The sequence below is a fragment of the Sphingomonas sp. LH128 genome (assembly GCF_000293195.2).
Taxonomy (GTDB): Bacteria; Pseudomonadota; Alphaproteobacteria; order Sphingomonadales; family Sphingomonadaceae; genus Novosphingobium; species Novosphingobium resinovorum_A.
Map to the genome: position 1 here is coordinate 1 of NZ_ALVC01000009.1, position 23,337 is coordinate 23,337.

25 protein-coding genes are annotated in these 23,337 nt (G+C 65.5%); 1 reads left to right on the forward strand and 24 read right to left on the reverse strand.

What is annotated here, in order from left to right; all coding sequences use genetic code 11:
* Positions 1-2,210 (reverse strand): hypothetical protein (locus LH128_RS01020; RefSeq protein WP_008827706.1); only part of this gene is annotated, 2,210 nt, incomplete at its 3' end.
* 65 nt (positions 2,211-2,275) lie between these two features.
* Positions 2,276-8,764: a hypothetical protein gene (locus tag LH128_RS34010; RefSeq protein WP_008827707.1), complete on the reverse strand. Its 6,489-nt coding sequence runs from the start codon at positions 8,762-8,764 to the stop codon at positions 2,276-2,278.
* 67 nt (positions 8,765-8,831) lie between these two features.
* Between LH128_RS34010 and LH128_RS01030 the strand changes: the two genes are divergently transcribed.
* Positions 8,832-9,113 (forward strand): hypothetical protein, encoded by a 282-nt coding sequence (locus LH128_RS01030; RefSeq protein WP_008827708.1) that lies wholly within the window; start codon positions 8,832-8,834, stop codon positions 9,111-9,113.
* Positions 9,114-9,324: 211 nt separating this feature from the next.
* Here LH128_RS01030 and LH128_RS01035 read toward each other — a convergent pair whose 3' ends face one another.
* From LH128_RS01035 to LH128_RS01135, 22 genes are all read right to left on the reverse strand, one after another.
* On the reverse strand, positions 9,325-11,451 hold the full coding sequence (locus LH128_RS01035) for an efflux RND transporter permease subunit (RefSeq protein WP_008827709.1): 2,127 nt from the start codon (positions 11,449-11,451) through the stop codon (positions 9,325-9,327).
* Positions 11,452-11,952 (reverse strand): virion core protein, T7 gp14 family, encoded by a 501-nt coding sequence (locus tag LH128_RS01040; RefSeq protein WP_008827710.1) that lies wholly within the window; start codon positions 11,950-11,952, stop codon positions 11,452-11,454.
* Entirely contained in the window at positions 11,952-12,413 is a 462-nt protein-coding gene (locus tag LH128_RS01045; RefSeq protein ID WP_008827711.1) for a hypothetical protein, read from the reverse strand. The genes LH128_RS01040 and LH128_RS01045 overlap by 1 nt, the downstream gene beginning before the upstream one ends.
* Positions 12,406-14,220, reverse strand: coding sequence for a hypothetical protein (locus tag LH128_RS01050; RefSeq protein ID WP_008827712.1), 1,815 nt, complete (start codon positions 14,218-14,220; stop codon positions 12,406-12,408). Before LH128_RS01050 ends, LH128_RS01045 begins: the two co-directional genes overlap by 8 nt.
* On the reverse strand, positions 14,220-14,882 hold the full coding sequence (locus LH128_RS01055; RefSeq protein WP_008827713.1) for a hypothetical protein: 663 nt from the start codon (positions 14,880-14,882) through the stop codon (positions 14,220-14,222). Before LH128_RS01055 ends, LH128_RS01050 begins: the two co-directional genes overlap by 1 nt.
* A complete protein-coding gene (locus tag LH128_RS01060; protein ID WP_008827714.1) occupies positions 14,882-15,517 on the reverse strand; it encodes a hypothetical protein in 636 nt (211 codons plus the stop codon). The genes LH128_RS01055 and LH128_RS01060 overlap by 1 nt, the downstream gene beginning before the upstream one ends.
* A 39-nt stretch (positions 15,518-15,556) precedes the next feature.
* Positions 15,557-15,742, reverse strand: a complete 186-nt coding sequence (locus tag LH128_RS01065) for a hypothetical protein (RefSeq protein ID WP_008827715.1) — start codon at positions 15,740-15,742, stop codon at positions 15,557-15,559.
* Positions 15,743-15,792: 50 nt separating this feature from the next.
* Positions 15,793-16,074: a hypothetical protein gene (locus LH128_RS01070; protein ID WP_008827716.1), complete on the reverse strand. Its 282-nt coding sequence runs from the start codon at positions 16,072-16,074 to the stop codon at positions 15,793-15,795.
* Positions 16,071-16,655: a hypothetical protein gene (locus LH128_RS01075; protein ID WP_008827717.1), complete on the reverse strand. Its 585-nt coding sequence runs from the start codon at positions 16,653-16,655 to the stop codon at positions 16,071-16,073. The genes LH128_RS01070 and LH128_RS01075 overlap by 4 nt, the downstream gene beginning before the upstream one ends.
* Positions 16,656-16,701: 46 nt before the next feature.
* Positions 16,702-17,016, reverse strand: coding sequence for a hypothetical protein (locus LH128_RS01080; protein WP_008827718.1), 315 nt, complete (start codon positions 17,014-17,016; stop codon positions 16,702-16,704).
* Complete coding sequence (locus tag LH128_RS01085) at positions 17,016-17,459, reverse strand: Bbp16 family capsid cement protein (protein WP_008827719.1); 444 nt, start codon at positions 17,457-17,459, stop codon at positions 17,016-17,018. The genes LH128_RS01080 and LH128_RS01085 overlap by 1 nt, the downstream gene beginning before the upstream one ends.
* A 50-nt stretch (positions 17,460-17,509) precedes the next feature.
* Positions 17,510-18,526: a major capsid protein gene (locus LH128_RS01090; RefSeq protein ID WP_008827720.1), complete on the reverse strand. Its 1,017-nt coding sequence runs from the start codon at positions 18,524-18,526 to the stop codon at positions 17,510-17,512.
* 12 nt (positions 18,527-18,538) lie between these two features.
* Positions 18,539-19,408 (reverse strand): hypothetical protein, encoded by an 870-nt coding sequence (locus LH128_RS01095; RefSeq protein ID WP_202196459.1) that lies wholly within the window; start codon positions 19,406-19,408, stop codon positions 18,539-18,541.
* On the reverse strand, positions 19,356-19,697 hold the full coding sequence (locus LH128_RS01100; RefSeq protein ID WP_008827722.1) for a hypothetical protein: 342 nt from the start codon (positions 19,695-19,697) through the stop codon (positions 19,356-19,358). Before LH128_RS01100 ends, LH128_RS01095 begins: the two co-directional genes overlap by 53 nt.
* Complete coding sequence (locus LH128_RS01105) at positions 19,690-20,097, reverse strand: hypothetical protein (RefSeq protein WP_008827723.1); 408 nt, start codon at positions 20,095-20,097, stop codon at positions 19,690-19,692. Before LH128_RS01105 ends, LH128_RS01100 begins: the two co-directional genes overlap by 8 nt.
* The gene (locus LH128_RS01110; RefSeq protein WP_008827724.1) at positions 20,097-21,755 is read right to left on the reverse strand and encodes a portal protein; all 1,659 of its coding nucleotides are present in this window, start codon (positions 21,753-21,755) and stop codon (positions 20,097-20,099) included. Before LH128_RS01110 ends, LH128_RS01105 begins: the two co-directional genes overlap by 1 nt.
* Positions 21,755-21,940, reverse strand: coding sequence for a hypothetical protein (locus LH128_RS31125; protein WP_008827725.1), 186 nt, complete (start codon positions 21,938-21,940; stop codon positions 21,755-21,757). Before LH128_RS31125 ends, LH128_RS01110 begins: the two co-directional genes overlap by 1 nt.
* Complete coding sequence (locus LH128_RS01115; protein ID WP_008827726.1) at positions 21,940-22,320, reverse strand: Gp49 family protein; 381 nt, start codon at positions 22,318-22,320, stop codon at positions 21,940-21,942. Before LH128_RS01115 ends, LH128_RS31125 begins: the two co-directional genes overlap by 1 nt.
* 90 nt (positions 22,321-22,410) lie before the next feature.
* Complete coding sequence (locus LH128_RS01120) at positions 22,411-22,650, reverse strand: hypothetical protein (protein ID WP_008827727.1); 240 nt, start codon at positions 22,648-22,650, stop codon at positions 22,411-22,413.
* 50 nt (positions 22,651-22,700) lie between these two features.
* Complete coding sequence (locus LH128_RS01125) at positions 22,701-22,904, reverse strand: hypothetical protein (RefSeq protein ID WP_008827728.1); 204 nt, start codon at positions 22,902-22,904, stop codon at positions 22,701-22,703.
* A 2-nt stretch (positions 22,905-22,906) separates the two neighbouring features.
* On the reverse strand, positions 22,907-23,092 hold the full coding sequence (locus tag LH128_RS01130; RefSeq protein ID WP_008827729.1) for a hypothetical protein: 186 nt from the start codon (positions 23,090-23,092) through the stop codon (positions 22,907-22,909).
* Between the two features lies 1 nt (position 23,093).
* Positions 23,094-23,336 (reverse strand): hypothetical protein, encoded by a 243-nt coding sequence (locus LH128_RS01135; RefSeq protein WP_008827730.1) that lies wholly within the window; start codon positions 23,334-23,336, stop codon positions 23,094-23,096.
* Between the last annotated feature and the right edge of the window lies 1 nt (position 23,337).

A 23,337-nucleotide genomic window follows, 5' to 3' on the forward strand; every position in this document is an offset into this window, starting at 1 on the left:
CCCGGCATGCACATCATGGCATCGACGGTAGTCGGGATCGCGTTGATGCGTGCATCCTGACACATAGCGTTGGTATCGCCCGCTGGGCCGCTAAGCCGGGTGCCGCCAATACCGAAGGAGGTGATGATTACACCGCGCTTCGCCGCGAGGTAACCCTGCCACGTGTTGCCCTGCGTGATCGAGTCGCCCAGGATCGCCAGTGTTTTGCCGTACCAGCCATTTGTGCCGCCGGAACCGCTTGAACCATACCCGTCTGGCGAAAGCTTGTAGCCATAGGCAACGTAAGGCGTGGCGGATGCGCCGGCTTCAAGCTGCCCTCCGCTGGTGGCCGCGTTGTAGAGGGTCACCCGAACATAGTTCGCACCAGCCGGTGGGGTGAAAGTGCTGCCAGGATCATTAGACCCACCCGAGACAACGGTTCCAGAAGTGTTCGCAAAAAAGCACCACATGCGCATGTTCGTCACGGTGCCATTTTGCGAATTGGTGTATTGCTGACCGGGCGTTACAGGCAGGTAGGTGGTGTAACTGTTCTGCGCGGATGCCAGCGGGCTTCCGGCATTCGACAGCGCCATACCGACAGTAAGGCCCGTCAGGTTCAGGATGTTCTTGGAAGCCGCAAGGAACGAGGCCTTATCCGGCGTGACAGCGCCAGGCACCAGGGCAGTTCCCGGCATCGAAGATGGCATAGCCTTCGAAAGGTCAAGCACGCGATCATAGGGAACGTAGTCGGTCGGCAGAGTTGCGCCAGGCACCGCCATGAACGTGGCAGCGGGCTGATTAGCCTTCTGACTGGACAGCCGGAAGTGCGTAGCGCCTGCCGCCTTGTTGAGCGTGTATACCTGGGAATTCGGATTGATCGACGACCCAGCAATCGCCGTATATACGCCAGCCGAGTAAGTCGCCTGGACGAGCCAGTTACCACGTGAAAGCGTCACTTGCGTGACCCCGGCTGGCCATGCAATCCAGTCGGACGCGAAGAACTGGGCGTTGGCGGAGAGGGCGCCGGTGGACGTGACGAAGTTGTTGTCAGTCAGCGTAGCAAGGTTGAAGAGGTTCTTGCGGTAGACGGCCGAAGCAACGGCCGGCGCGTCAATCCCGGCCATTGTGGCAGCAGCCTGAGCTGCGTATCCAGCCGCCTTACCTGCACTCGCCCAATCGAGCGCATTGCTTACGAGCGTCGCCACATTGCCCACGTTCTGGAACAGGGCGACATAATCGGTGCCAGCGGTGCTGTCCGTAAGGTAATACTCGCCCGACGCCTTCAGGAAGCGAGTGGCAAGCGTGGCCGCTGCACCGGCCAAACCGGCAGACGCCGCAAAAGAGAGCGCCGGCGAACTGATGGCGTTGCCGATGTACAGGCCTGGTCCGGTGATGTTGATGGCCGTCACCACGCCACCGGCGACAGTGAATGTACCGCTCGGGTTCACGGCAAAGTTGCCGCCAGTAAAGGCAAGGGCGAAGGTCCCATTGGCACCGCCGCTTCCCGGAGTGGTAATCGCCAGCGCGCCGGTGCTTGCGCCCTGCGGAACGAAGGATCTGGCGGCCGGGTAATACCCTTGCGACGAGAGTGCGGCTGAGGCTGAACTGTTTGCGGCCTGCTGGGCCAGCAACCTCTCCACTTGCGTTGCACCAAGCGCAGTCTCCGCGCCCGTCTTGGCGGCTACCGCGCCGCCCTCAGCTACAAGCGCGCCGCCGAGGGCATTCTCTGCCCGCTGGGCCGCGTCTTCCGCGAAGGCGGGATCGTTGTCGATTCCACGAATTTTGTCGGCGACTAGCGCAAGCACTTGGCCGTCGGAAATTGCACCGAACTCCAGACCGTCCGAGCCGATGGGCGCCTTGAGAGCCCTATCTACATCGCGCTTGAGAGCCTGCGCTCGCAGCGCGGCGCGATCGTACCCCTCATTTACTGGCGCGGCCAGCCAAGCCGATCCGTCCGCGAAGCTCAGGTCCTGAGTGAATTCCGGCGTGAGAAGCGGGACGACGGACAATCCATTGGCCGGGGCAACGTCAAACGAGATCGACCCGCCAGCCGCGCCGCCCGGATTGAGCGCTACGGTGAAAGAGCCGGCCGCGACATCGTCGCCAGCCGCATTGCGCACAAGCACCGCCACCTCCGCAGCGCTGGGCGCCGTGAAGGTGAAGGGGAAAACAGTCGTAACGCCGTTGGCCAGGTACGGCCCCGAGAACGCATTGTCGGTCGAAACAGCCATCGCAACCCTGCCTGAGAAACTCTCAGGGGGTTACGGGACCAGCCGCCACCGTTGAATCGCGCGGGCTATTCCTTGATCTTCCCCGTGGAGAGGCCCTCCAGCCATTCCCCGAAGCCGTCCGGATCTGCATCACCGCGTCCGACATCGACGAGGAACTGCGTGGCGCTGGCCATCTGGCCAGGCACAAGGCCGGTCAGATAGCCGGTCGTCTCCAGCACATCCTTGGTCGCATGCTTCGTCTCTTCGCCCCTCGCGATCTTGCCGACGTCACCAGCGCTGCGCACAAAGCTCTCCAGCGAACGCTGCAGCGGCGAGATCGAGGTGCCGGAGAAGCCGCCGCCGCGCGCGGCGTTCCACGCCGGCTCGAACACGTCGCGCACGAGAGGGATGGGACCAAGAGAGTTGGCGAGCAGCTTGCGCGAAAGCCACTGCGTCCACCACTCGTCATCTTCCGGCCCAGTCGGCGCACCGACGGCGCCGCGCAGGATCTCAGTCAGTAGCGGCGGGAGGACGAGGAGGAAGAACGCCCGCGCCGCCAGTCGCGGCATATTGCGCGGCTTGCGGGTATCCTCGCCCATCACATCGCGGGCGAGGGTGCGCTGGCGCTGGTACTGTGCGGAGAAGTAGCTGTAGAACATCGTCATCAGCTTGAGGGCTTCTCCCCACTTGCCGGTGCCGCGCTGGATCGCCGCGAGATCCTTGGCGCCGCCCGCACCCTGCGACTGGCGCACGGCCTTGTCGCCCGCATAGACGGCATCCTGTTCGGTCATCCCGGCAACGAGCGCATTGTCATAGGCAGCCATCCACGTCGGCACGCTGACCAGCAGGTCCATGTATCCGATGCCGTGAAAGAAGAACTTCCGACCGTCCATGACGAGTGCACCAGCCTTCGATGCCGGGTTCGTGAGCGACAGGCGCGCAATTTCGGTGCGAATATCGCGGTCGAGCGTACCCATGCGGTGGCGGACCTCCCCCGAGCGCGCCATCACGGAGCGGGCCGCGTCGGCAGGATTGCGAGAAAACTGCGCCAGCGCCTTTGCCATCGCCGCTTCGCCGACTACCTCGACGGAGTTGGAGTAACCGGCGATCTGTGTCACCATGGTGGTCGCGCGCAAGCCCATGCCTACCGCCGTCGCATTGGCGCGGAGCTTGCCGAGCCAGCGCCCGATACCCTCATTCCCCGCCCGCTCGATCGCCCAACTGTTGGCGACGAACTTGACCCACGGCCGGAACTGGTTGCCGATCTCCTGCCCGAGCGCGGCGTCGACGGCCCGGCGGACGCGTTCGCTCGACAGGAAGCGATTGGCCGTGATCACCGCCTCGCGGTGGGTGATGTCGTGGATCACTTCGCCCAGGTGGCGGTTGATCACGCCGAGGTCGAGCAGGATCGGGCGCTTCACCTGCTCGTCACGGGCCTTGGTCGACGACGCGCGGGTGGTAGCCTTGGTATAGCCGCCCTCCAGAATGTCACGCTCCTTGCCCGCGTTCTCCTGCGCGCGGTAATCCCGGCTCGTGTCGTAGACCGCCGGGTAATAGCCGCCGCGCATCTGGCCGTTGCTGTTCGTGGCGAACTTGCGGGCGCGCACCTTGTCCGGGGCGACGCCGTTGACCTTCTTCTCGATCTCCTTGATCGCGGGCCACAGGGTGTCGATCTCGTCCCAGACCGACTGCACGAACTGCCACTCCTCCTTGGTCAGCGTCTCGTCGAGATAGCCGACCAGCGCGCCACCATTGAGGCGATAGCCGTCGGCCAGGCGCTGCAGGTTGCCTTCGTTGCCGACGTTCAGCGCCATCGCGACGAGCTGCTGCCTATTCAGCACCATGTGCCGTCCAGTCTCGACATCGATGAACGGCAGCGCCATCCGATCCTGCCACCGCGCGGCGATCTCCTTGGGCACCGCCTCGAACAGCTTTTTGATCCGGCCCTGATAGTCCTTGACCATATCGGCCTCACGCGCCTGCGCATCGGCAATCGGGCGGAACACGATGCGGTTGAACACGCCGTTGGAATTGCCGCCGTCGAGCCAGTCGAACACGGTTTCCATCTTGAGGAGCGAGGCATCGATGCCCGCGATTCGGCGGCCAAGGCTTTCCCACCAGCGCGGCTCCGCCAGATCGGCGGGCAGCTTGCCCTTGATGTTCGCGGCCGCGTCGATGGCCTCCTGTTCGATCGCCTCCCACTCGCGTTCCTGCTGCCCGTCGACAAGCGACTGCTTCAGGCGGCCGAGGTGCATGATCTGCTTGATGGCCTCATCGAGCATCAGGATGTCGTCGATCGGCATCTTGCTCCAGTTCGTCAGACCGAGCGTCGCCTCGAAGGTCTCGGGCACGACGACGTCGAAGCCCTCGGCCTCGCGCGCTGCGGCCCATGCGGCGAAGCTGCCCTTGCGGCGCTCGTAGATCTGGGAGCGGCGCTTAAGGTCGACCGCCTCCAGCAGCATTTGCGCCTGTTCGAGATAGTCCTGGTCAACGGCCTTGCGGGTCTTTGCCTCCGCGATGTCCTGCATGCGCTTGCGCGCGGTCTCCACCTCGTCGGCCGCCGCGTAGGCTTCCGCCGCCATGGCGTTGTTAAGCATCTGAAACTGCTTCTGACGATACGCCTCTGCGTGATCCCCGGCGAGCAGCGCGGCTTCTGCCGCCTTCGCTGCGCGCGAGGCGTTGCGCCCGTGACGGACGAGGGCGCCGGGGGAGGCGACGTCGATCCACTTGCCAGCCCGGACCTTGCCCCGCGCCCAGTCACGCGCAACCTGGTACGGCAGCGGCCCTTGCCCCGTGCGCTTGCCGAGCGCGCGGATCTCCGAGGAGATGACCTCGCCCAGCATCTCCGACTGAACGGCGGCCAGCGCCTCCTGCTCGATGGAGCCGTCGTTCAGCGGATCCCCGTATCGGCGGTTCATTTCCGCATCGGTAGCGGTCTCGATCGCGCGCTCGCGCATGGAGCGCTTGTCGCCGTTCTCCCGCTCCTGCCGGTGGACGCGCTCGGCGCCGATCAGGGCCTCCAGCATTTCGGTAGCCGACGAATAGCCCGAAATCTCGGCGATGCTCTCCGGGTTCACGCCGCCCTCGACGTGGAGCGGCGGCACCCGGCGCGGGAGCAGGTCGAGCGCATCGAGGCCGAGGCGATCCGCGATCCATTCCCGGCTAATGCGCTGGCCGCCCTTCTTGGTGTCCATGGCGGCCATGGCGCGGAACAGGGGGCTCGCGTCGATGCGCTCCTCCTCTTCGGCGCGCACACCCTTGCGGGCCTCGCGGTAGCGCTCCGTCTCCCGGCGGCGGATCGTCGACATCACCCGGTCAAGCAGCTTGGCATGCGCCGCGGCGTTGGCGTCGCGCGACTTCTCCTGGTATGCGGCGAACTCCGTCTGCGTCATGCCAGCCTCGGCCGCATCCTTGAACAGATCCTCAATACCCTGCCGGTCCCGAGCCGCCGCGATCTCCTCGTCGCTGGCGAGCATGCGGTCGAACACCTCGCGGATCTCCGGCGTGATCTCGCTGCGCAACTGCGACACCGATCGATAGATCGACATCATCCACTGCCGCACATTCTCGAAGATGCGGTTCAGCGCCGTGGTGGGCGCCTTGCCCTCCATGAAGTAGCGCTCGATGCCGCGCGCGAACAACTCGTGCGCCTCTACGGGGATCGTGCCGTCCTCGGCGATGGCGTAGCCGGAGTGCGCGAACCACGACCGCACCGCGTCCCAGTCCGCGCGCAGCTGGTCAGGGGCATTGTCGAGCGCGGCGTCGGCGGACAGCTCCTCAAGCCAGACGTGCCCCAGCTCGTGGATCGGCGTGGACAAATCTCGAGACTTGAATAGCTCGATGACGCGGCGGTTCTCCTCGAACACCGCGCGGCCGCGCGCCTCTTGCCAGTATGTCGCAGACGGATAGTGCACCATCGTCTGCATCGACCGAAAGTCTTTGTTGCCCCCCTTGTTGTCGACGAATCCCAGCGACTTGTAGAACTTGGCCAGCGCAGCCTTTGAGGGGCCACCTTTCCCCATGGGTTCTGGCGTAAGAAAAACGGTCAGCTCTGCCGCGTCCGTCGCGGCGATGAAGCTCGCCAACCCCGACCGCGCCGCGCCGACGCCGCGCCGATCTACCGGCACGGACACCATAGTGATCTCTGCCGTCTCACCTGCACGACCAACCGTATAGTCGATAGTGGCGTCGCCGATTGTCACCGATTTCGCGCCAGGAGTGAGATCGATATTGCTTTGCTCATACGCCTGCCCCTCCTGGCTCGGCTGCGACATGGCTTCGACCGCGTCGCGGATCTCGTCGTCGGTCATGTTCAACGGCGAATAGCCCGCATCCTCCAGCGTCTGGCGCAGGTCCTCGGCCGAGGCGCGCACGTCATCGGTGCGCCATTCAGTGTAGGACGGGTTGCCCGCCAGTTCCTCGCCAATCGCGTCGAGCAGGCGCTGGGTATCGAGCGTGGACGGCCCCTGTTCGTTCTCGACGTTGGCAAGGTCAGGGAAGTAGCCGGCAGTGATGGCCGCCTGCAGGGTGTTGTCGACGCCGAGGTCGCCCATGCCAGACACGCCTCCAACCATGTCGCTCTGGCGGGGATCATAGCCGGTCAGGAAGCGGATCGGCACGCCCATCGCCGCGAGGTCGCCGCCGACGTCATTGATGCCGCCCCGCTCGCGAATGAACTCCAGCAGCGTGGGGCCGATGCCATAACGCGGGTTGGCGCCGGTGCGCAGCGCGTTGATGACGAGGTCGAGGCGATCCGCGCTGATCGCTTCGGCGACGCCCTCGGGCAGGATCTGGCGCACCTGCAGGTCGCCGAGGTCCTGCGGCGACAGTTCCATACCCAGCCGCTGGGCGCGGGTCTGAGCGCGCTGCACCGCGATCTCCGCGTACTGGCGGGCCACCGGAGAGGTGAAGCTCTGGCCGAACATACCGGCGACGCGGTCGACGATCTGGTCGCGGGTCGAGCGAGAAGCGCGGTCCTCGCGGTCCCGGCGCGCGAGTTCGTCGGCGGCATGCGCAACGACGTCGTCCATCGCCTCCTCGAACGTCTGGGCCTCTCGCGTGGACATGCCGCCCTGCGTCAGGCGCACATCGTCCTTGATGGCTTCCCACGCCGGGGTGCCGACCACATCGGTGAGGAAATCCTCGATCGGCATGACGACATCGCCGCCGCTGATCGCCGCCTCCTCGGAATTGGTAGCCCGCAGCGGGTCGTTGTCCGGGTCGTAGGCTTCCGACTGATTGTAGGTGCGGATCGCCTCGCCCGGAATGAACACCGAGGTCGCGCCCGCGTCGGCCGCCTGTTCGCGCACCAGCGTGCGGAAGGACTCGGGATCGCGCTGCTTGAGCTTCGATGCGCCAGCCGCCTTGGCCGCTTGGTCGAGAAACGAGCGCTCGCGCTTGGCCTGGCGCACCTCGGACACGCGGCCTGCGACAGAAGCGGTCGCATCAGTGGCACGGTGCAGGGCACCGACGATGCTCGCATTGCCCGCCACACCCCCGATCGTCGCAAGCGTGGTATCGAGCGCAGCCTTGGGCCGCTCCTCCAGATACTGGCCGACCGTCTTGTCGCGGTTCTCCGGCAGGTACTGCCAATCGGCGAGATCCTGCAGGATGGTCGCGACGTTCTCGCCTGCAACTTCCTGACCGAGCTCGCGGATGAACGCCTTGCCCAGCGGCGTCTTGCGCGAGATCATGTCAACGAGAGTGCTGGCAGGCAGGCGCTCTGTCACATATTCCGTTCCGCCCTGCGCGATGCCGTACCGGATCGCGGTCGGCGCATCGAGGCCAGCCTTTCGGGCATCGTAATAGGCAGGGCCGCCAACCGACGTTGCCATCAAGCCAGTGGCCAGACCGGGGCTGCGGGTCAGTGCCCCGATCGCGCCAGCACCGAGGGAGGGAACGAGCGATTCCAGACCCTGCCCGATGATCTGCTGCTGCCAATAGTTGCCGTACTGCTGGCGATTTCGTTCCGTGCGCTGGTCGGCACGCCCCACGCCCGCATCCCAATAGCTGGCCCGCGCCGCACGCCGTCGCTCCAGATCGCCGACTGTCACGTTTCCGGGCTGCGCGAGCGCTTCTAGCTGATCATACGCAGAGCCGACGGCCTCAGCGATCGAGGCATTTACCTTGGCGCCCTGCACCCCGAGGGCATCGAATGAGGTGCGCAGCGCGCCGGGGACCTTTTTGACCCAATCCCATGCCTGACCGAGGAGACTCAAATTCTCGTAGTCGTCCTGCGCCATGGCGGCGCTACGAGGATTGTTGGCTGCCCATCGCCCCACCGCAGGGTCGCGCCCGGCGAGGTCAACCATCTTGCGAACCTGCAGGCCGCGCTCGGCGGTGTCCTCGTTCCCCTGGACATCCGCGACGCTGCTGCCGGTGTCGCGCGCCAGCCGCTCAGTGCGGGCAACGGCATCTGGAGCGGGGGCGGAGAGGAGCCCGTCGCGGATTTGTGCATCGCGCTGCCGCTCCATCTCGCGATCAAGCCAGGTGCTCGACGGCTGCGAAGTGGATGGAAGGCGGGGCTGGCGCGCCCCCGGAAGATAGGATTCCAGTTCGGGGAATGGCGTCGACATAGGACCTCGCTTGACGAGGCGACCCTATGGGCGGCATGCAGCGGGTTGAATCGCGAGAGGTAATGGCATGGAACTCAGCGTCGCTGCATTTTCTTACGTGGCCGCAGCCTTTATCGGTTCACTGGCCGTATTCTCGATCATCACTTTCATTGTGCATCTTCTATTGCCGAAGGGCAGAAGCGCAGAATGGAAGGCGAACTGGACGCTGGCCGTTCTTATGGTATTCACAGCAATCCTATACGTCGGCGAGATCGGCTTACTTTCAACCCTTGGCTCGTTGGCCGCTTGTGTTGCAATCTGGGCAGGGTATCGGCAGCTTCTGCGCTATCGATCGCGGACCAATGTGTGATGCGAAAATCATACAGCCGAAAGGCAAACGATCGCGCCTTCTGGCAGGTAACCGCTGCTGCGCTAATATCGACAGCGATATGGGCCATCGTCGCCGACGAACCGGAGTGGCTTGAACGAGCGTGTGCGTATGTCGCCGCCTTCGCTACAATGCTATGGATGATTGCTCTACTCGACCGCCTTGGAGTCTGGCTTGGCTGGAAATACGAGGATTAGCTCCCCGGTTTCCCCATCGCTTCCCACGCCGTCGCAATCTCATCCTCGTTGGGATCGCGACCATTCGCTCGGCGGAAGCTGGACACAATCACTGAACGGTAATTCGGCGATAGCGCCTCGCTCGAACGCTTCGTGCCCTTGCTGGTGCCGATGCCGAGGAACGTGTTCTGCCAGGCGAAGTCCCGCGTCGCGTCGCGGAACAGTCGGTCATAATCAGCATCACTCAGCGTCTTGCCGCCCACGGCCTCATCGGCAGCGCGTGATTCCATGTAGCGCCGGACGCGGAAACCCTCGGTCGGGTTCTTGTCGACCTCGACGCCCACCCACTTCTTGGCGCGCGTAATGGCGCCGTCAATCTTGCCCCGCGTGTCCTGCGCCTTGGGGTTGCGCAGATCCTGCTGGGCCTTGACCTGTGCGGTCGCGATCTCGTCGTACTCACCCGGCGTCATGTACGCGCGGTACTTGGCCAGGTTGAGGCCCGCGAACTTGGCCTGATCGCCCAGGCCGCCGGCCGCCATGCGGTGCAACGCGACGACCGCCTCGCCGTTCGCCGTGGGCGCCTCCGCCTTGGTCAGCTGCTTCTCGATGTTCTGGAACTGGATCTTCTGGTCGGGGCTCAGCTGCGACCAAGTGGCCGGCGGGATCATCGACGTGCGGAACTTGTCACCGGCACCGGCAAGCAAGGTGGTGGCCGCCTCGTCGGCCGATCGACGCTGTTCGGACAGCAAACCCTCGTCGGTCGACATGCGCCGCGCCCAGACGTTGCGCACGCGCTTGGTCTGCTCCGGGGACCACTGCTCCGCCGCTGCCTTCTGGTCGATCTGCTCAAAGACGGCCGCCTTGTCCCACTGGCGGGGCGCGTTGCTGTAGACGCCCGCGCCGCCCAGCCAGCCCTTGGCTTTCTCCTTGTGGGCGCCAAGGATCTCGGCGACGTGGCTGGTCACCGTGCCGTTCCCGTCGCTGGCATTGTACCGGCCGGGCTGGCCCGCATTGATGGTGGAGTAGAGGTCCATCACGCCCATACCGCGCTTGAACCCGCGATCCTCCAGGTAATCGCCGACGGCCTTTGTCCACTCGGCCGGATCAGACGTCTTGTCGATGCCGTACTTCTTGCGTTCCGCTGGGCCGAACTGGATCAGGCCCATATACTGACCGCCCTTGCCGCCCATGATGGTCGGGGAGAAGGTGCCGCCGGTCTCGTAGGACATGACGGCAGCGACGTCGGAGGGATCGAGGCCGAAGCGTTTGGCCACATCGATGGCCACGCCCTGCCACGGCCCCGGAGCGGCGCCGACGGGTGCAGCGCCCTCGGTCGGCGCTACGGTGATCAGGTCGGCGCGATAGTCGTCGACGCGCTCCTGCAATGGACCCTGCAGACGGGCGAGCGTCTTGGTGTAGAGATCGCTGGTGATCTCGTCACGGTAGGCGCCCAGGTACTGGCCAACCTCGTCGATGTCGGGGTCGGCCTGCGCGAACATGCGATCGAGCACCCCCGCGTGCATCTTCGACATCGCCGCCTTCTCAGCCACGGCATAGGCGTCGGGCATGGCCGCCTCGTCGAAGCCATCGAACTGCAGCTGGCGTCGCACGCTGTCACGCAGCTGGAGCCCGGACTGGTCGCGGAACTGCGGGCTATCTGACGAGACCGCTGCATCAATCAGCGAATCCTGCTCGATCTGGAAGCTCGCGGACGTCTCCGCCCGGCTCTCGCCCAAGGCATGGCTGGCGCCCATGCGGCGCGCGGTGCCGTCGATGTCGAGCAAACCCTCCTCGATCATGCGGCGCATGCGGGGAGAGGTGGCAGAGTTGAGCGCACCTTCGCGGATCTGATCGAGGCCCTTGTCGAACCCCTCTTGCCCCGCGCGGGCAGCGCCCAGCTTGGTCCCCTTGTACTGGTCTACGGCGCTGGCGTACTGATTCCGGGCCTGCGCGAGCGCGAGACGCGACTGGGTTTCGTCGTTCTCGGCGTTGATCTGGTCCTGCTGGCTCAGGAGACGCGAAGCGCCAGCCAGACCTTCCGCGAGGATGCCAGCCGCGCCCGGGCCGCTGGGCGCCTGAAACCGCTCACCCGTGGTGCGGACGGGGCCGACCTGCCCAGGCTGATAGTTAGGGACACGGGGCAATTACTGGCTCCCTGCCTTCATCTTGCTGTACTGGTTAGCGGCACTGAGCAGAGACGATCCCACATCGAAACCGCCCTTCACCAGCGCGGCGGTGCCTGCCTGGCGCGACGCGGCGGCCTGACCCTTGTAGTTCGAACCGGCGATGTCATGGCCGCGCAGGTTCTCCGCGCCTTGGCGGTAGATACGGCCGACGTCCTCGCGGCTCAGCATCTCGGTATCGGCAACCACATCGGCGGCGGTCCCGAAATCCACACCGACACCGGCCGCAGCCGCGCGGGCGCGCTGGGCACCCTTGAGCTGGCCGACCTTGCGATAGTGGTCGAGCGCTGCCTCGCGGGTGTTCTGGAGTTCCTGCTGCCCTGCCTCACGCTCCATGGCTGCGTTACGATCGGCGATCTTCGCCTGAAACCGCGCTTGCGCATTGGCGGCGAGTGCACCGGTCGCGGCGCTGCCAGCCGCCATCACGGCGGCGGCGATGGGAAGTGCTGCAGGCCCGCACATCAGGCGCTCACCTTCTCGAAATGACGGAATGCCACGCCGCGCACGACCACCTCGTTCTCCTCGACCGTGAAACCCCAGCGCTCCAGAAGGCGGATTGCCTGGCGGTTGCGAGCCGACACTAGGTTGCGCAGCGTTGGCGATGAATCGCTCAGGCGCGAGACGAACCCCGGCCCCCACATCAGCAGCTCGCGCCCGTGGCGATAGACCTCGTCGGTTCCGAGAAACCACGGCGTGCCGATTCCGCTGATCAGATCCTCGACGACAACGCCGAACATCGCCTCGGGCCGCCCGTCGACCAGCGCGGTCCACGCCTTTGCGCTAGTGGTGTGCGCCAGCCGCAAGGCCGCCTTGGCGGTGCGGCCCATGGCAGCGCACTCCTCCAGGTCGATGCCACGCAGGCGGTTGGCGATCGTGTTGATGTGGCGGCGCTCCGCCGGAACCACCGTGACGCGGCTATCCATTGTGGAGCACAACGTCGGGCGCGATGCCAAGGACGGTGAGCGGGAGCGGCGCGGTGGAGCGGATCAGCACGTTGATGCCATCCGTCGTAATGTTCTCCATCGTCGCGACGTAGTCCCCGGTCATCAGGTCGTCGGGCGCGCCATATGCCTCGTCGACGCGGTTCTTGATGAGGTTGAGGTGCTGCTCGTTGATGCCCGCAAAGACCGACCGGCTATCCCGCAACGTCAGCACCGCGTCGCCTACCTGCTGGATGCGGCCGACGTTCCAGCCGCTGGACGGCACGTTCATGCGCAGCGGCAGGGTCTGGATATCCGCGGTGAACGGGATACCGAAGGTGACCTTGCTGGCGGTGGGCTTGATCGACGGCAGCGTGACCGAGCCATTCGCGACGACCAGGTCGAACACCGCGACGCCGTCAGCAAGCCCGGCGATCGTGCGGCCCTCCAGATGCCAAAGACCGGTGAAGGTGGCGCGCGGCTCGTCGAACTGAGCCGAGACGGCGCAGTCGAGAAACACGCAGTCAGACACGTCGGACCACAGGTGCGGCGCCAGCCGCTCGACAAAGCGCTTGGCCGTGCCCTGCACGTCACGCTCGACGATGAAGTACACCCGGTCCTCGCCGTCCTCGGAGATCGAGATGCAGTCGAGGAACTTTCCGTCGGTCTCACACAGGGTCCAGCCCCATACGTTCTGCTCCTGCTCCCAGGTGAAGCACAGCAGCGCGCCGTCGGAGCGGCAGGCCCAGATCATCGAGCGAGGCTCCTGCGCATAGCACCACGACACGATGGAGAAGCCCTCGAAGAAGTGAGGGGAGAAGATCGACACGTCGTTCGACTTCTGGCCGTCCACGTCGAACGAGTAGAAGATGGTGCGCACCGTGTTGCCGACCGACGGGCAGTAGAACACCACGTTGTCGACGACGATCGCCGGGAGCCGCGACGCGCCGCGGCCGATCTGCCGCTTCGGCGACGGCGGCGAATTGCCGACGAGGATGCCGCCCTGGCCATCGCCATCGATCGTGAAGATGGAATCGGACGAAAGCGCCAGCAGACCGGTGGTGCTGACCAGCTGGTTGATGGAGTTCACGCGTCCCGCGACGATGGTGAACGACAGGCTGTCATTCTCGCGCAGCGGCTGCGAGCGATCCATGTTCTCCAACTCGGCGGATCGCGACGTGTAGACCGCGTTCGGGGCATTGCGGGTGCGTGCCCACATCGAGCGCTGCTCGAACAGCGTCACGGTCGAGGGGTAGTCGGATGCGGTCTCGCCAAACGGGTTATAGGCTTCCGGCGGCGCCTGATCGAGCGCGGGGCCGATGTTGTCGTCGCGGAACGTCAGGCTCTCGGTCGTGCCGATGTACCCAAAGAACTGCGAGTTTTCCGCCTTATAGACCTTGTAGCGATCTCCGCCGCTGGCAGGCGCGGCGAAAGTGATCGTGTTGTAGTTGCGCTTGAGCGTCAGATCGTTGGTCGCGGCGGCCACGTTGGAAGCGCGGCTTTCAAGCCCGTTCTCGTCAATGGTGGTGACACAGTACCGCGCCGGCTGCGGGAAGTAGTTTTCGCCGTCGTTCTCGTCGTCGACGTTGGGCGTTGTGGCGACGGCCGCGCAGCCGGTCGGCGGCGAGAGCGCCGGGCCGAACGTCACGTCGATGAATTCCCACTGGGTGTGGCCCTCGCGCACCAGCTTAGCCGGGGCGTGGTCGATGTGGGCGAGATACATCGTGTCGGCGGTCTGCTCGAAATCGAGATCTGCCAGCTCGCTGCCGTTGTAGGCCGAGCCCACCTGATAGACGCGCGCGACACCCATCAGAGCGGGTCCGGTTCGGCGTAGTAGTCGCGCTTCCAGCTGCCGCCGGGCGCGATCACCGGCGGAGTAGGAGGCGGAACGACCGGCGGCACGACGGGGTCAACCGGATCGGGATCGGGCGCCTCGGTGCGGGTGATGCCACCCTCCGCCGTGGTGAAGGCGGCAAGGCCGGTCGTGTTCGCGTCGATGGTGAAGTTGCCCGCGTCGATTACGCTGGTCACCGTCCAGACGCGACCATTGAGGAAGTCGCCTAGCGCGCCCGCAATGCCGGTCAGGAAGACGCGATTGCCGACAGCGTAGCCGTGGAACGCGGCGGAAATACGGGCCTGCGCCGCGTTTGTGATCGCCGTGACGGTCAGTTCCGTCTCGATGAGGCGTCCGCCGAAGGCGCAGGGGCTCATGTAGCCATGGCCCATCTCAAGGGCATAGGTCTGGGTCAGGGAGAACTGGAACGGCAGGAGACGGTTCGGCTTACTGTAGTCCAGCACCTCGGCCACCAGGTGCGTACCGGGGCGCTTCGTCAGGCCGCCGTATTTGAGCACCATGACGTTGCGGGCGCGCTTGACCGCCGAGGTGTAGGCGTCAACGTCGAACCGGCCGTGGAGGTGCGGGGCAAGCTCGCCCTTGCTGAAATTTGGCTGTGCGCTGCGGAAATTCGCCATCAGAGCATGCCCATGCGCGCCAGCTCCGCCTCGGACACATAGGTCACCTGGCGCTGCGGCATCTTGTTCTCTTCGTGGGCGATGGCGTTGCCGCGCGATTCGCGGGCGAGGGGGATAAGGGCCTGCTTGACCTTGGGGTCCTTGGTCAGCGGCATCGAGATCCGCACCGCCAGTTCGTTGACAAATGCCTCCTGCATCAGCCCGCCCAGCTCGGATGCCTGCAGACTGTTCGTGGTGTAGATGAGCGTCGCGGTCGCGACGTTGCTGTAGAGCTTGTCACCTTCCAGAAGGAAGCGAAGGCCTTGCCCGTCCTGCAGCGGGAAGTTGTACGGCCCGCCCTCGGGCAGGCAGGTGGCGGGATCGTCCTTCCGGCGGATGGCGAGCGGCGTCTCCATGTCCGACGGCTTGGCGTAGGCATAGAGCCATTCGGACGGGCGATCGTTCGTGATCGCCGCGAGCACCACGCGGCGGCGGCCCAGCGGCATGTTGTCCGACCACGCGATCATCTCGTTGAGGAGGGTCTGTGCGAAGCGGACGCACTGCTTCGATTCGGGCGTTGCCTCGTTGAGGCTGGCGATCTCGCCCTTGGCGATGTTCGCGAGCGCCCGGTTACAGAGTTCGATCAGGCTGGCCATGGCGCGGGTGTACGGCGGCACCCGATGCCGTTGAATCGCTCAGGTCGAGGCGACGTCCGAGCGGGCAACGGCGATAACGGAAACGACTGAACCATTCGCCGATCCGCCGAACACGTTGTAGCCGGTCAGGGCGGTGACGATCGCGTTCACGCCGGTGATCACACCGGAGAGCAGGGTCAACAGGGTGGATAGCGCGGTCAGCTGGGGCAGCACGCGGGCGCGCATGCCTTCGACGGTGACACCGTAGTACTTGCCGTTCGCATCCTGCTGCCAGGTCAGGCCGCGCAGGACGAGCGGCGCGATCCAGCAGCTGCGTCGGTCTCGGTGAGGTTGAGCCCCGGCTTCTTGGTGAAGCTGCGTGAGAACAGGGCAAATGCCTGCCCGTTACTGCCGAGCGTCACATAGGTGGTGCTGGTCAGGCGCGGATGGGCGTGGCCCTCCTGGGAGAAGCGCATCGGCGCGGTGCCCGCTGCACCGCCAATCTGCTCCGTCGCCGGGGTCGCGGTCGATGCCTGCGGAATCGCGCTGGTCGATGCGGCATCCGGCTTGAAGGTCATACGATCCACCACGTGGCGCCGTCGCACATCACGGTGAGACTGGCGTATTGCGGGGTGATCGCCTTGGAGGCAGCGCCGTCGATGTTCGCTGCGGCCGCGATCGACACCGTGTTCGCGCTGGCATCGATGCGCTTGACGCACAGCTGCCGCCCGTTCTGCGGCGCGGGCATGGTGACGGTGACGTTTCCGGCCGTGGCATCGACGAGGATGAGATAATCGGTGGCGTTGACTGCCGTGTTCGCCGTGACGGCGCGGACACTGAGGGTCAGGTGCCCATCATGCGCGGCCACCATGGCGGCCTGCAGCGCATCGATGTCGGCCTCTGCGGTGTCGAGCCGGCCGTCGAGGGCTACCACCCCGGCCTCAAGCGCGTCGGTGCGGGTATCTAGTCCGGAGACCGCAGCGTCGATCGCGTCGGCGCGGCCATCGAGCGTGCTGATGCTGACTTCTGCCGCGTCAACTCGCTCCGAGAGCGCATTAACCTGCTTCACCGATGCCGCTCGAACCGGCCCTGGTGTGACCTGCTCGCGCCGCACCGGCTGGCTGGACTGGTTGAGGGGATTGCTTTGCCGCTGCTGCATAGCGAAGTCGGCCCGGGCGGGAGAGGGTCGCCCGGGCCTTCCCTCGTCAGCCTTCCGCGTCGTGCGCGCGGATGGCGTCGGCCAGATCGTCCTTGGTCTTGTTGCCCGTGGGGATCTTGCGGGCGGTGGCGATGGCCTTGAGATCGCTCAGGCTGAGCTTCCCATAGGCGTCGTCTTCCGGCACATCCTTTTTGGGCTTGGGCACCCGCTTGTCGGCGGGGATTGCCTCGCCCTTCTCGTCGAGCCAGGTATCGCCGGTCGGAACGGTGTCCTCCACGGCGAAGGTCTCGCCGGGGTAGACCATGCGGCCTTCGTCGGAGACGTAGACCGGCTCCGAGGCGGTGTAGGTGATCTTGGTCATTATGCGCCTCCCACGGTGCGATTGGTCTGGCGGCCTGCCACGGCGCCAGCGGTGATCGCGCCCGCCGTCGCGGTGCCGACCACGACGTAGTTGAGGCGCGTGTACCGACGACGAAGCCCCTCGGGGAAGTCGTTCGGCACATGGAACTGGAATCCAGCGACCAGTTCGGCTGCGGGAACCGCACGGCTGCTCTCGACATCCTGCCAGGTCGAGTTGTCGGCCGAGGTCTGGATGACGACCTGCAGCGAGGTCAGGCCCGCGAACGCCGTGACGACGCGGACGGAGAGCGGCACGCACTCCTCGCCGATACCGATGTCACGGGTGAGCGGGGTGCTCGAACCGACGGGGGTTCCGGTGACACCATGGTCGATCACGTTGGTCGACGGGGCGGTGACGGTGACTGCCTGCGCATCGCTGAACAGGAGAGTGTTGTCGTAAATCATAGTGCTTTACTCCTGTGGCCGGCCGCCGAAGCGGGCCGGCCGGGTTCAGGTCACGCGACGAGCGTTTCCGCGTTGATGAGAGCGTCCGTCTCGCGGATTGGCATGCCGCGCCAGGACTGGACCTCCTCGCCGAACAGCTCTATCGGCTTGAGGCGAACGAAGTTGTCGACGCCGGGGCGAGCGTTGGTCGATTCCGCGTCGAGCGCTTCGATCATCGTCTTGTTCATGTAGATGACCGTGCGGCCCGGGCTCATCTCGCCTTCCTTCTCCATCTTGTAGGAGCGGCGACCCTGCAGGCGGTAGTACGCCTTGCGCATGAGGGAGTTGAGCGAGACAGTACCGGCGATCACGTCGGACACGTCGATGTTCGGAATGCGCGCGTTGTAGCGCCAGTCCTTCACCGTCAGGCCGATGTGCTGGGTGAACATCTCCTCCTTGACGAAGTAGGGGTCGCCGTTGGCGTCAAGCACGCGCTGCTCGCCCTTGTCCTCGCGCTGTACGCCTGCGGCGATGTTCTCCGGCGTCAGGATCGAGGTCTGGCCGTCGCCGTGGGTCACGAACCAGATCGAGGTGTTGTCCGAACCGGCGCCACCGCCCGGGATGACGTTGGGGTTCGAGAGCGAGTTGTAGCGCGGCGCGAGGCCGTGGAACTGCTTGCCGTTGATGAAGACGTTCGAATAGAACACCGCGCTCTCGGTGGTCTGCGACATCGTCTCCATGAAGCCCTGACCCTCGACGAGGCGAAGCTTGGCGGCCTGCTCGGGCTTGAGCTTGAGCAGACGGGTATCGACGCCCGACAGGCCTTCGATGAAGCCGGTCGAGTCCTCGACCTGCGTGTAGTTGCCCTTGCTCTGCTTGATGCCCTGGTAGAGGGCGCCCCACGACACCGACGGCAGGCCGGTGCGGATCGACGAAGCGTGCTTCGTGCCCTTGTTGCAGGTGATGACGTTGGCGTCCTTCATGAACGGCGTCAGCTGGGTCAGGCCCTCGACGACATCGCCGATGCCGTCGCCGCCCGCCTTCAGGACGTCGATCAGGTTCCAGTAAGTGGTGCCGAGAATGGCCATGGTATTGTCCCCTTAGTCGTTGGGATAGAGCCGCTTCTCGGGCGAGAGTTGGCTGGGGGGTACTGCGCCGGGGCGCGGGAAGCCGTCTTCGGAGACCATCTCGCCGATCCTGCGCATCATGCGCACCATCTCGGGATGATTGCCAAAGCCGGTGTCGGTGAGCGCTTGGCGGAACTCGTGGCCCGTCGGGTAACCGAGGGCATCGAGCGCCTTGGCGCTAAGGTGCAGGGACTCGTCGAGCTTGCCGCCGCCGATGTCCGGATCGGAGCGGGTCGCCTCCGCCCAGTCGGCCTTCTGCTTCGCCCCGGCATCGACGATGCTCTGCAGCGTGGCGTCGGCGACGCGGTCGCGGAACTTCGCGGCCTCGGGCATCAGCTTGTTGGCCTGGTCGTTCGACAGGCCCAGCTCCTTGAAGACGGGCGTTGCCTCCTCGATCGCGGCGGCGTCGAGGTCGAGCCCTTCGACGGTCAGCTCGTAAGCTTCCGGCACGATGTGCTCGGGAGCGGGCGGGTCCTTCGGTGCGTTGGGATCGGCCTGCGCAGCGGGGTCAGCCGGAGCCGGATCACCCTCATTCTTCGCTACCGCACCGCCGAGCAGCGAGGTTTCGGGCTCGGACGCGGGCGGGTCTCCCGCGGGCGCGGACGGCGCCGGGGTCGGGGAAGGATCGGCGGCCGGGTCCGAAGGCGCAGGCGCGGGAGTGGGCGTCGGGGTAGGCGCGGGGTCACCGGCGGCGGTGCCCGCATCATGGTCGGGCGCGCGCAGCAGGCGGCCGCGCTGGCGTTCGATCGGGGTCGGGCGGATGCCGGCGAAGCGCGCATAGGCGACAGGGCTAGTCATCATCGCCGAGGTCGGCGTACCGGTCATACTTGGGCGCTTTGTCACGGGTTCTCTCCTTCGGGGCGGGGTTCATCGCTTCGCGGATCGCGGCGTTGATCGTGGCCAGAGCCCCGGCAGTGCGGAGCGCTTCAGGCTGGCCTTGCTCGACCATGAGCAGGATCTCGAACCCCAGGCTCCGGCGCCCCTCGGTAAAGCTGAGGTCACGCTGTATCGGCCCATGAGCAGGACCCTCATGGCTGAGGATTCCAGCGCTTTGAATCGCGGCGAAAAGGAAGCGGCGGAACGGGGCTTGCGCGAGCAGGTGCTCGGCGTCTTCGCGAGAAATTTCAGTCATTCGGGTAGAGCCTCGCCTCGACAGGCAGTGTCAGGACGGCATCGGGCTCGCGCTCGCTGAAATAGCCCTTGAGCCCGTCGGCGCCGAGGTTGCGGACATTCCAGTCCGATGCCTTGAACTGCCACTTACCGTCAGGGCCTTCGGCCCACTGACCCCCGCGTCGCTGGGCGTTCGAGTACTTGCTCTCTTGCGAGAACGTCGGGTGGTTCGGCTTCTTCCAGGTGTCGGGCAGGTGGCCGTTAGCGGCCTCCTCCGCGTTGTCCTTCCACGCGCCGCGCAGATCGTAGTCGAACGTATCGCGATCACGACCATTCGCCTTGGCCCACGCCTGAAACTTCGCCTCTTCCTGCGGGCTCAACTGCGTGTTGAACTCGGCGGTCATGTCCTGCGGCTCCGCCATCAGGCGCCGATCATCGCGTCGAGCGCCGGGCGACCGCTGATGTCGGTCTCGGACAGGAGGCGCGCAGCATCGGCACCGTCGCGCACGGCGGGCATCATCGCGGCTGCCTGTGCCATCTGCTGCTGCTGCGCCCGGCCTGCGCGGATGGCCTCGACGTCCTTGGGGTCGCGCAGGATGCGGCCCGGCACGCCGAGGCGGTCGTAGTACTCGCGCAGGGCCTCGTCGGTATTGACGTTGTCGAGCACGTCGGGTGCGGCGGCGGCGAGGTTGCCCACCATGCCCAGGGCGCGCTCGATCTGGCCTGCGCCGACGGCGCGCTGCATGCGGGCGAGGATCGACACGAACTCGACGACGATCGCCGCGCCGCCCATTTCGGCCAGTGCAGCGGGCGCGGGAGGCAGAAGGCCGCCGCGCAGCATGATACCCCACACGCGATCGATAGCGACGTGCAGCTTCTCGCCGTTCACGCTGTCGATCGTCGGACCGAGCTGGGTCAGCTTCTCTTCGTTGCGGCTCGCGATCTCCTCGATGTTCCGGGGCTGGATGCCCCGCATGTTGGTGATGGCGTTGAAAAGGTCCGCGTAGGAGGCGCTGTCGACCTGCAACTTGATCTTATCGATCTTGCCCTCGATCGCCGCGATGACCTGGTACGGCATCGAGTAGGCGGGCATGGCCGCGTACTGGTCGAGGTTCACCACAGACCGCACCGCGCCGGGCTCGCCGGTCACCCGAATGCCTTGCTTGACCAGCATCTCCGGCTTGACCAGCTTGTCGGTCGCTTCGTTCAGGCGCTTGGAATGGAATTGCAGTTCGCGCAGCGCGGGCAACGACTCCATGCCGGGCGATCCGCCGTAGGTATCGCCGCCGACGGTGCCCCAACGCGGCGCCCAGAACGGCTGCTCGTTGTAGCCGCGCACGTCGATCATCTCGCCGCGCGGTGCCTCGGGCAGCCAATACAGCGAACGCCACGGCTTCGAGCCAAAGCGGCGCGGGTCGAAGTCGAGGTTCGGCTCGATCAGGTTGTAGTAGGTGAAGACCTCGTCGGAGCGCTTGCCGGTGTAGGCATCATAGACCAGCTTGGGCGCCTTGCCCTTGAACGCCTGCACCATCTGGCGCGCTGTCATTGTGCATTCGCGCGCCAGCGTGTCCGGGGTGAGCGCGTCGGAGAGACCGATCCAGTACTCACCCGCCGTCAGTGCGTGCGATACCGCGCCGGCCGTGTTGTGCTCGACCATGACGCACGCCTCGGTGCCGAACAGGCCCATCTCCGAGTAGCCGGACTTGGCGGCGGCGTAGAAGTTGGTGCGGGCGAGGAAAGCGTACATCGCCTTCTCGCAGTCCGACAGCCAGGCGCGCACGCCGGGCAGCTCGTTCAACTCCTCGCTGGCCAGCTTGAGCGTGAACCACGGCGCCGACGACGGCGTCAGGCCGGAAGTCATGCCGTTGGCGAGCGTGCGGAAGGATTCGATGCCGTGCGGGTCGAGCAGGCGACTGTTGCGGACGCGGCGCCGCGTGCCCTTGTTCTGCTCGGATGCCAGGAAGCGCGAGCGCGCAGGCTGGGCGAAGCGCGCGATATCGCGCCACTCCGCCTCGTAGTCCGATCGCACGCCCTTGAGCGCTTCCAGCCTGATCTGGCAATGTTCCCGCAGGCCAGTCATCAGCCGAGCGTCGGCGTCCCGACCGACGGCGAGCCGATGGTGCCCTGCGGCGACGTCATCAACCCGGCGATGATCGCGCGGCGCTGGCGGCTGTTGTCGGTCGAGCCCTCGGGCGCGCCGTTGTCCGGCAGCTTCATCGCCTGCCGCTCAGGGACAGACGAGATGTCGGGGGTGCTGGTGCACATCAGCGAGAGGCCTCGGCAGCACGATGTAGCTTCTCGCGCAGCAAGTATCCCTCGAATGCCCAGATCTTCTCGCGAGCGTTTGCCCGTGCGATCTTTTTCCCAATCTCAGGGTCGAAGTTTTCCGGGCTGGCGCACGCGCTTTCTCCGGTGACGGTGAAGCCATTCCGGAGAACGAGCACACAGAAGGTCAGCAACGAGAGCTGGGTGGCATGCTCAACACCCTGCGCTTCATGACCCCCGCGATAGTGGCCATCCACCCCATCTAAAGCGGTGAAGTAGTGCTCGCTCGCAATCGAGTGGTCAATCAGTGCCGGGGTGAGGCGCGGGGCAGTCAGCCCTTTCGCCTGGATCTCGCCTTCGATAGCCGCTTCGTTGGACATGATGCCTCCTGTGGTCAGGAGGCGGTATGCAGCCGCTCAGTCACGCGTTGAATCGCGGGCGCCCCGCCGGTGAGGACGGGGCGCTGCCGCTCAGTCGTGCATGTAGCGTGCGACCGTCGCGCCGTGGCGGTTCATGACGAACACGGCGCCGAAAGGACCGGAGATGTCGAGCGTGATGGCCTCGCCGGGCAGATCGCTTTCAGCGAGGATGGCGCGGACTTCCCCGCGAGCCGGGCAACACACTTCGCCCTCGGACTGGAAACGGGTGACCTGATACGCTTCGAACGTCCGCTCGGACCCGTCCGGGCCGCGATGTAGTACAGTGAGCATTATACTTCTCCTTCTGGATACCCTCTCGGGCGACAGAAGGATGCAGGCAGTCAATCGAGTATTGAATCGCGCCCAGCATTGTCCCGCTGGTCAATCAAATGATCGAGTGCAGCAACGACGCCCTCCTCGTCGAATTCGAAGAACACCTCCAGTGCATCACAGATGCGGTCTAGATGCTCGACAGGGATAGAAGACAACGCCTCAGGCAAAGCGGGCACGCGATCCGGGTTCAGAACGCTCGGCGACTTTGGCATCGTCACCACTCCTCATCGCAGCCGAAGCCTATCGGGCGCGGCATGCGCCATATCTCATTGCCGTGCGGGTCGAGCAGGCCAGTGCGCACCGGCTCTTGTACATCGACGACAGGCACGGGCTCAAGGCGCTGCCCTTCCCACCAGTCATCGGCGGCAGCGTCGTGCGGGCGCGAGACGTATCGCGGCACCCTATCTCTCCTCGGGCGGCCAGCGAACGTGCTCGCCCGGACGAGGCATGAACATCTCCGCCGGGTCGACGCGTTTGCCATCGACGGTCAGGGTCATGCCGTAGCAGTTAAGATCGACCAACTGCCTGTCGCGCTCCTCGATCATCTCAGGCGTGTTGAGCACTGCTGCCATCTTGTCGAGCCATTCACGCACGGCCGGGTTTTCGTTGAGATCGGGATCAGCCAGCTTGAGCACGACGCGCATA

Excerpts from the sequence above, each read along its gene's own strand:
- LH128_RS34010 (WP_008827707.1), bottom strand. The coding sequence starts at position 8,764 with ATGTCGACGCCATTCCCCGAACTGGAATCCTATCTTCCGGGGGCGCGC.
- LH128_RS01030 (WP_008827708.1), top strand. The coding sequence starts at position 8,832 with ATGGAACTCAGCGTCGCTGCATTTTCTTACGTGGCCGCAGCCTTTATC.
- LH128_RS01040 (WP_008827710.1), bottom strand. The coding sequence starts at position 11,952 with ATGTGCGGGCCTGCAGCACTTCCCATCGCCGCCGCCGTGATGGCGGCT.
- LH128_RS01045 (WP_008827711.1), bottom strand. The coding sequence starts at position 12,413 with ATGGATAGCCGCGTCACGGTGGTTCCGGCGGAGCGCCGCCACATCAAC.
- LH128_RS01050 (WP_008827712.1), bottom strand. The coding sequence starts at position 14,220 with ATGGGTGTCGCGCGCGTCTATCAGGTGGGCTCGGCCTACAACGGCAGC.
- LH128_RS01055 (WP_008827713.1), bottom strand. The coding sequence starts at position 14,882 with ATGGCGAATTTCCGCAGCGCACAGCCAAATTTCAGCAAGGGCGAGCTT.
- LH128_RS01060 (WP_008827714.1), bottom strand. The coding sequence starts at position 15,517 with ATGGCCAGCCTGATCGAACTCTGTAACCGGGCGCTCGCGAACATCGCC.
- LH128_RS01065 (WP_008827715.1), bottom strand. The coding sequence starts at position 15,742 with ATGCGCGCCCGCGTGCTGCCCCAGCTGACCGCGCTATCCACCCTGTTG.
- LH128_RS01070 (WP_008827716.1), bottom strand. The coding sequence starts at position 16,074 with ATGACCTTCAAGCCGGATGCCGCATCGACCAGCGCGATTCCGCAGGCA.
- LH128_RS01075 (WP_008827717.1), bottom strand. The coding sequence starts at position 16,655 with ATGCAGCAGCGGCAAAGCAATCCCCTCAACCAGTCCAGCCAGCCGGTG.
- LH128_RS01080 (WP_008827718.1), bottom strand. The coding sequence starts at position 17,016 with ATGACCAAGATCACCTACACCGCCTCGGAGCCGGTCTACGTCTCCGAC.
- LH128_RS01085 (WP_008827719.1), bottom strand. The coding sequence starts at position 17,459 with ATGATTTACGACAACACTCTCCTGTTCAGCGATGCGCAGGCAGTCACC.
- LH128_RS01090 (WP_008827720.1), bottom strand. The coding sequence starts at position 18,526 with ATGGCCATTCTCGGCACCACTTACTGGAACCTGATCGACGTCCTGAAG.
- LH128_RS01100 (WP_008827722.1), bottom strand. The coding sequence starts at position 19,697 with ATGACTGAAATTTCTCGCGAAGACGCCGAGCACCTGCTCGCGCAAGCC.
- LH128_RS01105 (WP_008827723.1), bottom strand. The coding sequence starts at position 20,097 with ATGGCGGAGCCGCAGGACATGACCGCCGAGTTCAACACGCAGTTGAGC.
- LH128_RS01110 (WP_008827724.1), bottom strand. The coding sequence starts at position 21,755 with ATGACTGGCCTGCGGGAACATTGCCAGATCAGGCTGGAAGCGCTCAAG.
- LH128_RS31125 (WP_008827725.1), bottom strand. The coding sequence starts at position 21,940 with ATGTGCACCAGCACCCCCGACATCTCGTCTGTCCCTGAGCGGCAGGCG.
- LH128_RS01115 (WP_008827726.1), bottom strand. The coding sequence starts at position 22,320 with ATGTCCAACGAAGCGGCTATCGAAGGCGAGATCCAGGCGAAAGGGCTG.
- LH128_RS01120 (WP_008827727.1), bottom strand. The coding sequence starts at position 22,650 with ATGCTCACTGTACTACATCGCGGCCCGGACGGGTCCGAGCGGACGTTC.
- LH128_RS01125 (WP_008827728.1), bottom strand. The coding sequence starts at position 22,904 with ATGCCAAAGTCGCCGAGCGTTCTGAACCCGGATCGCGTGCCCGCTTTG.
- LH128_RS01135 (WP_008827730.1), bottom strand. The coding sequence starts at position 23,336 with ATGCGCGTCGTGCTCAAGCTGGCTGATCCCGATCTCAACGAAAACCCG.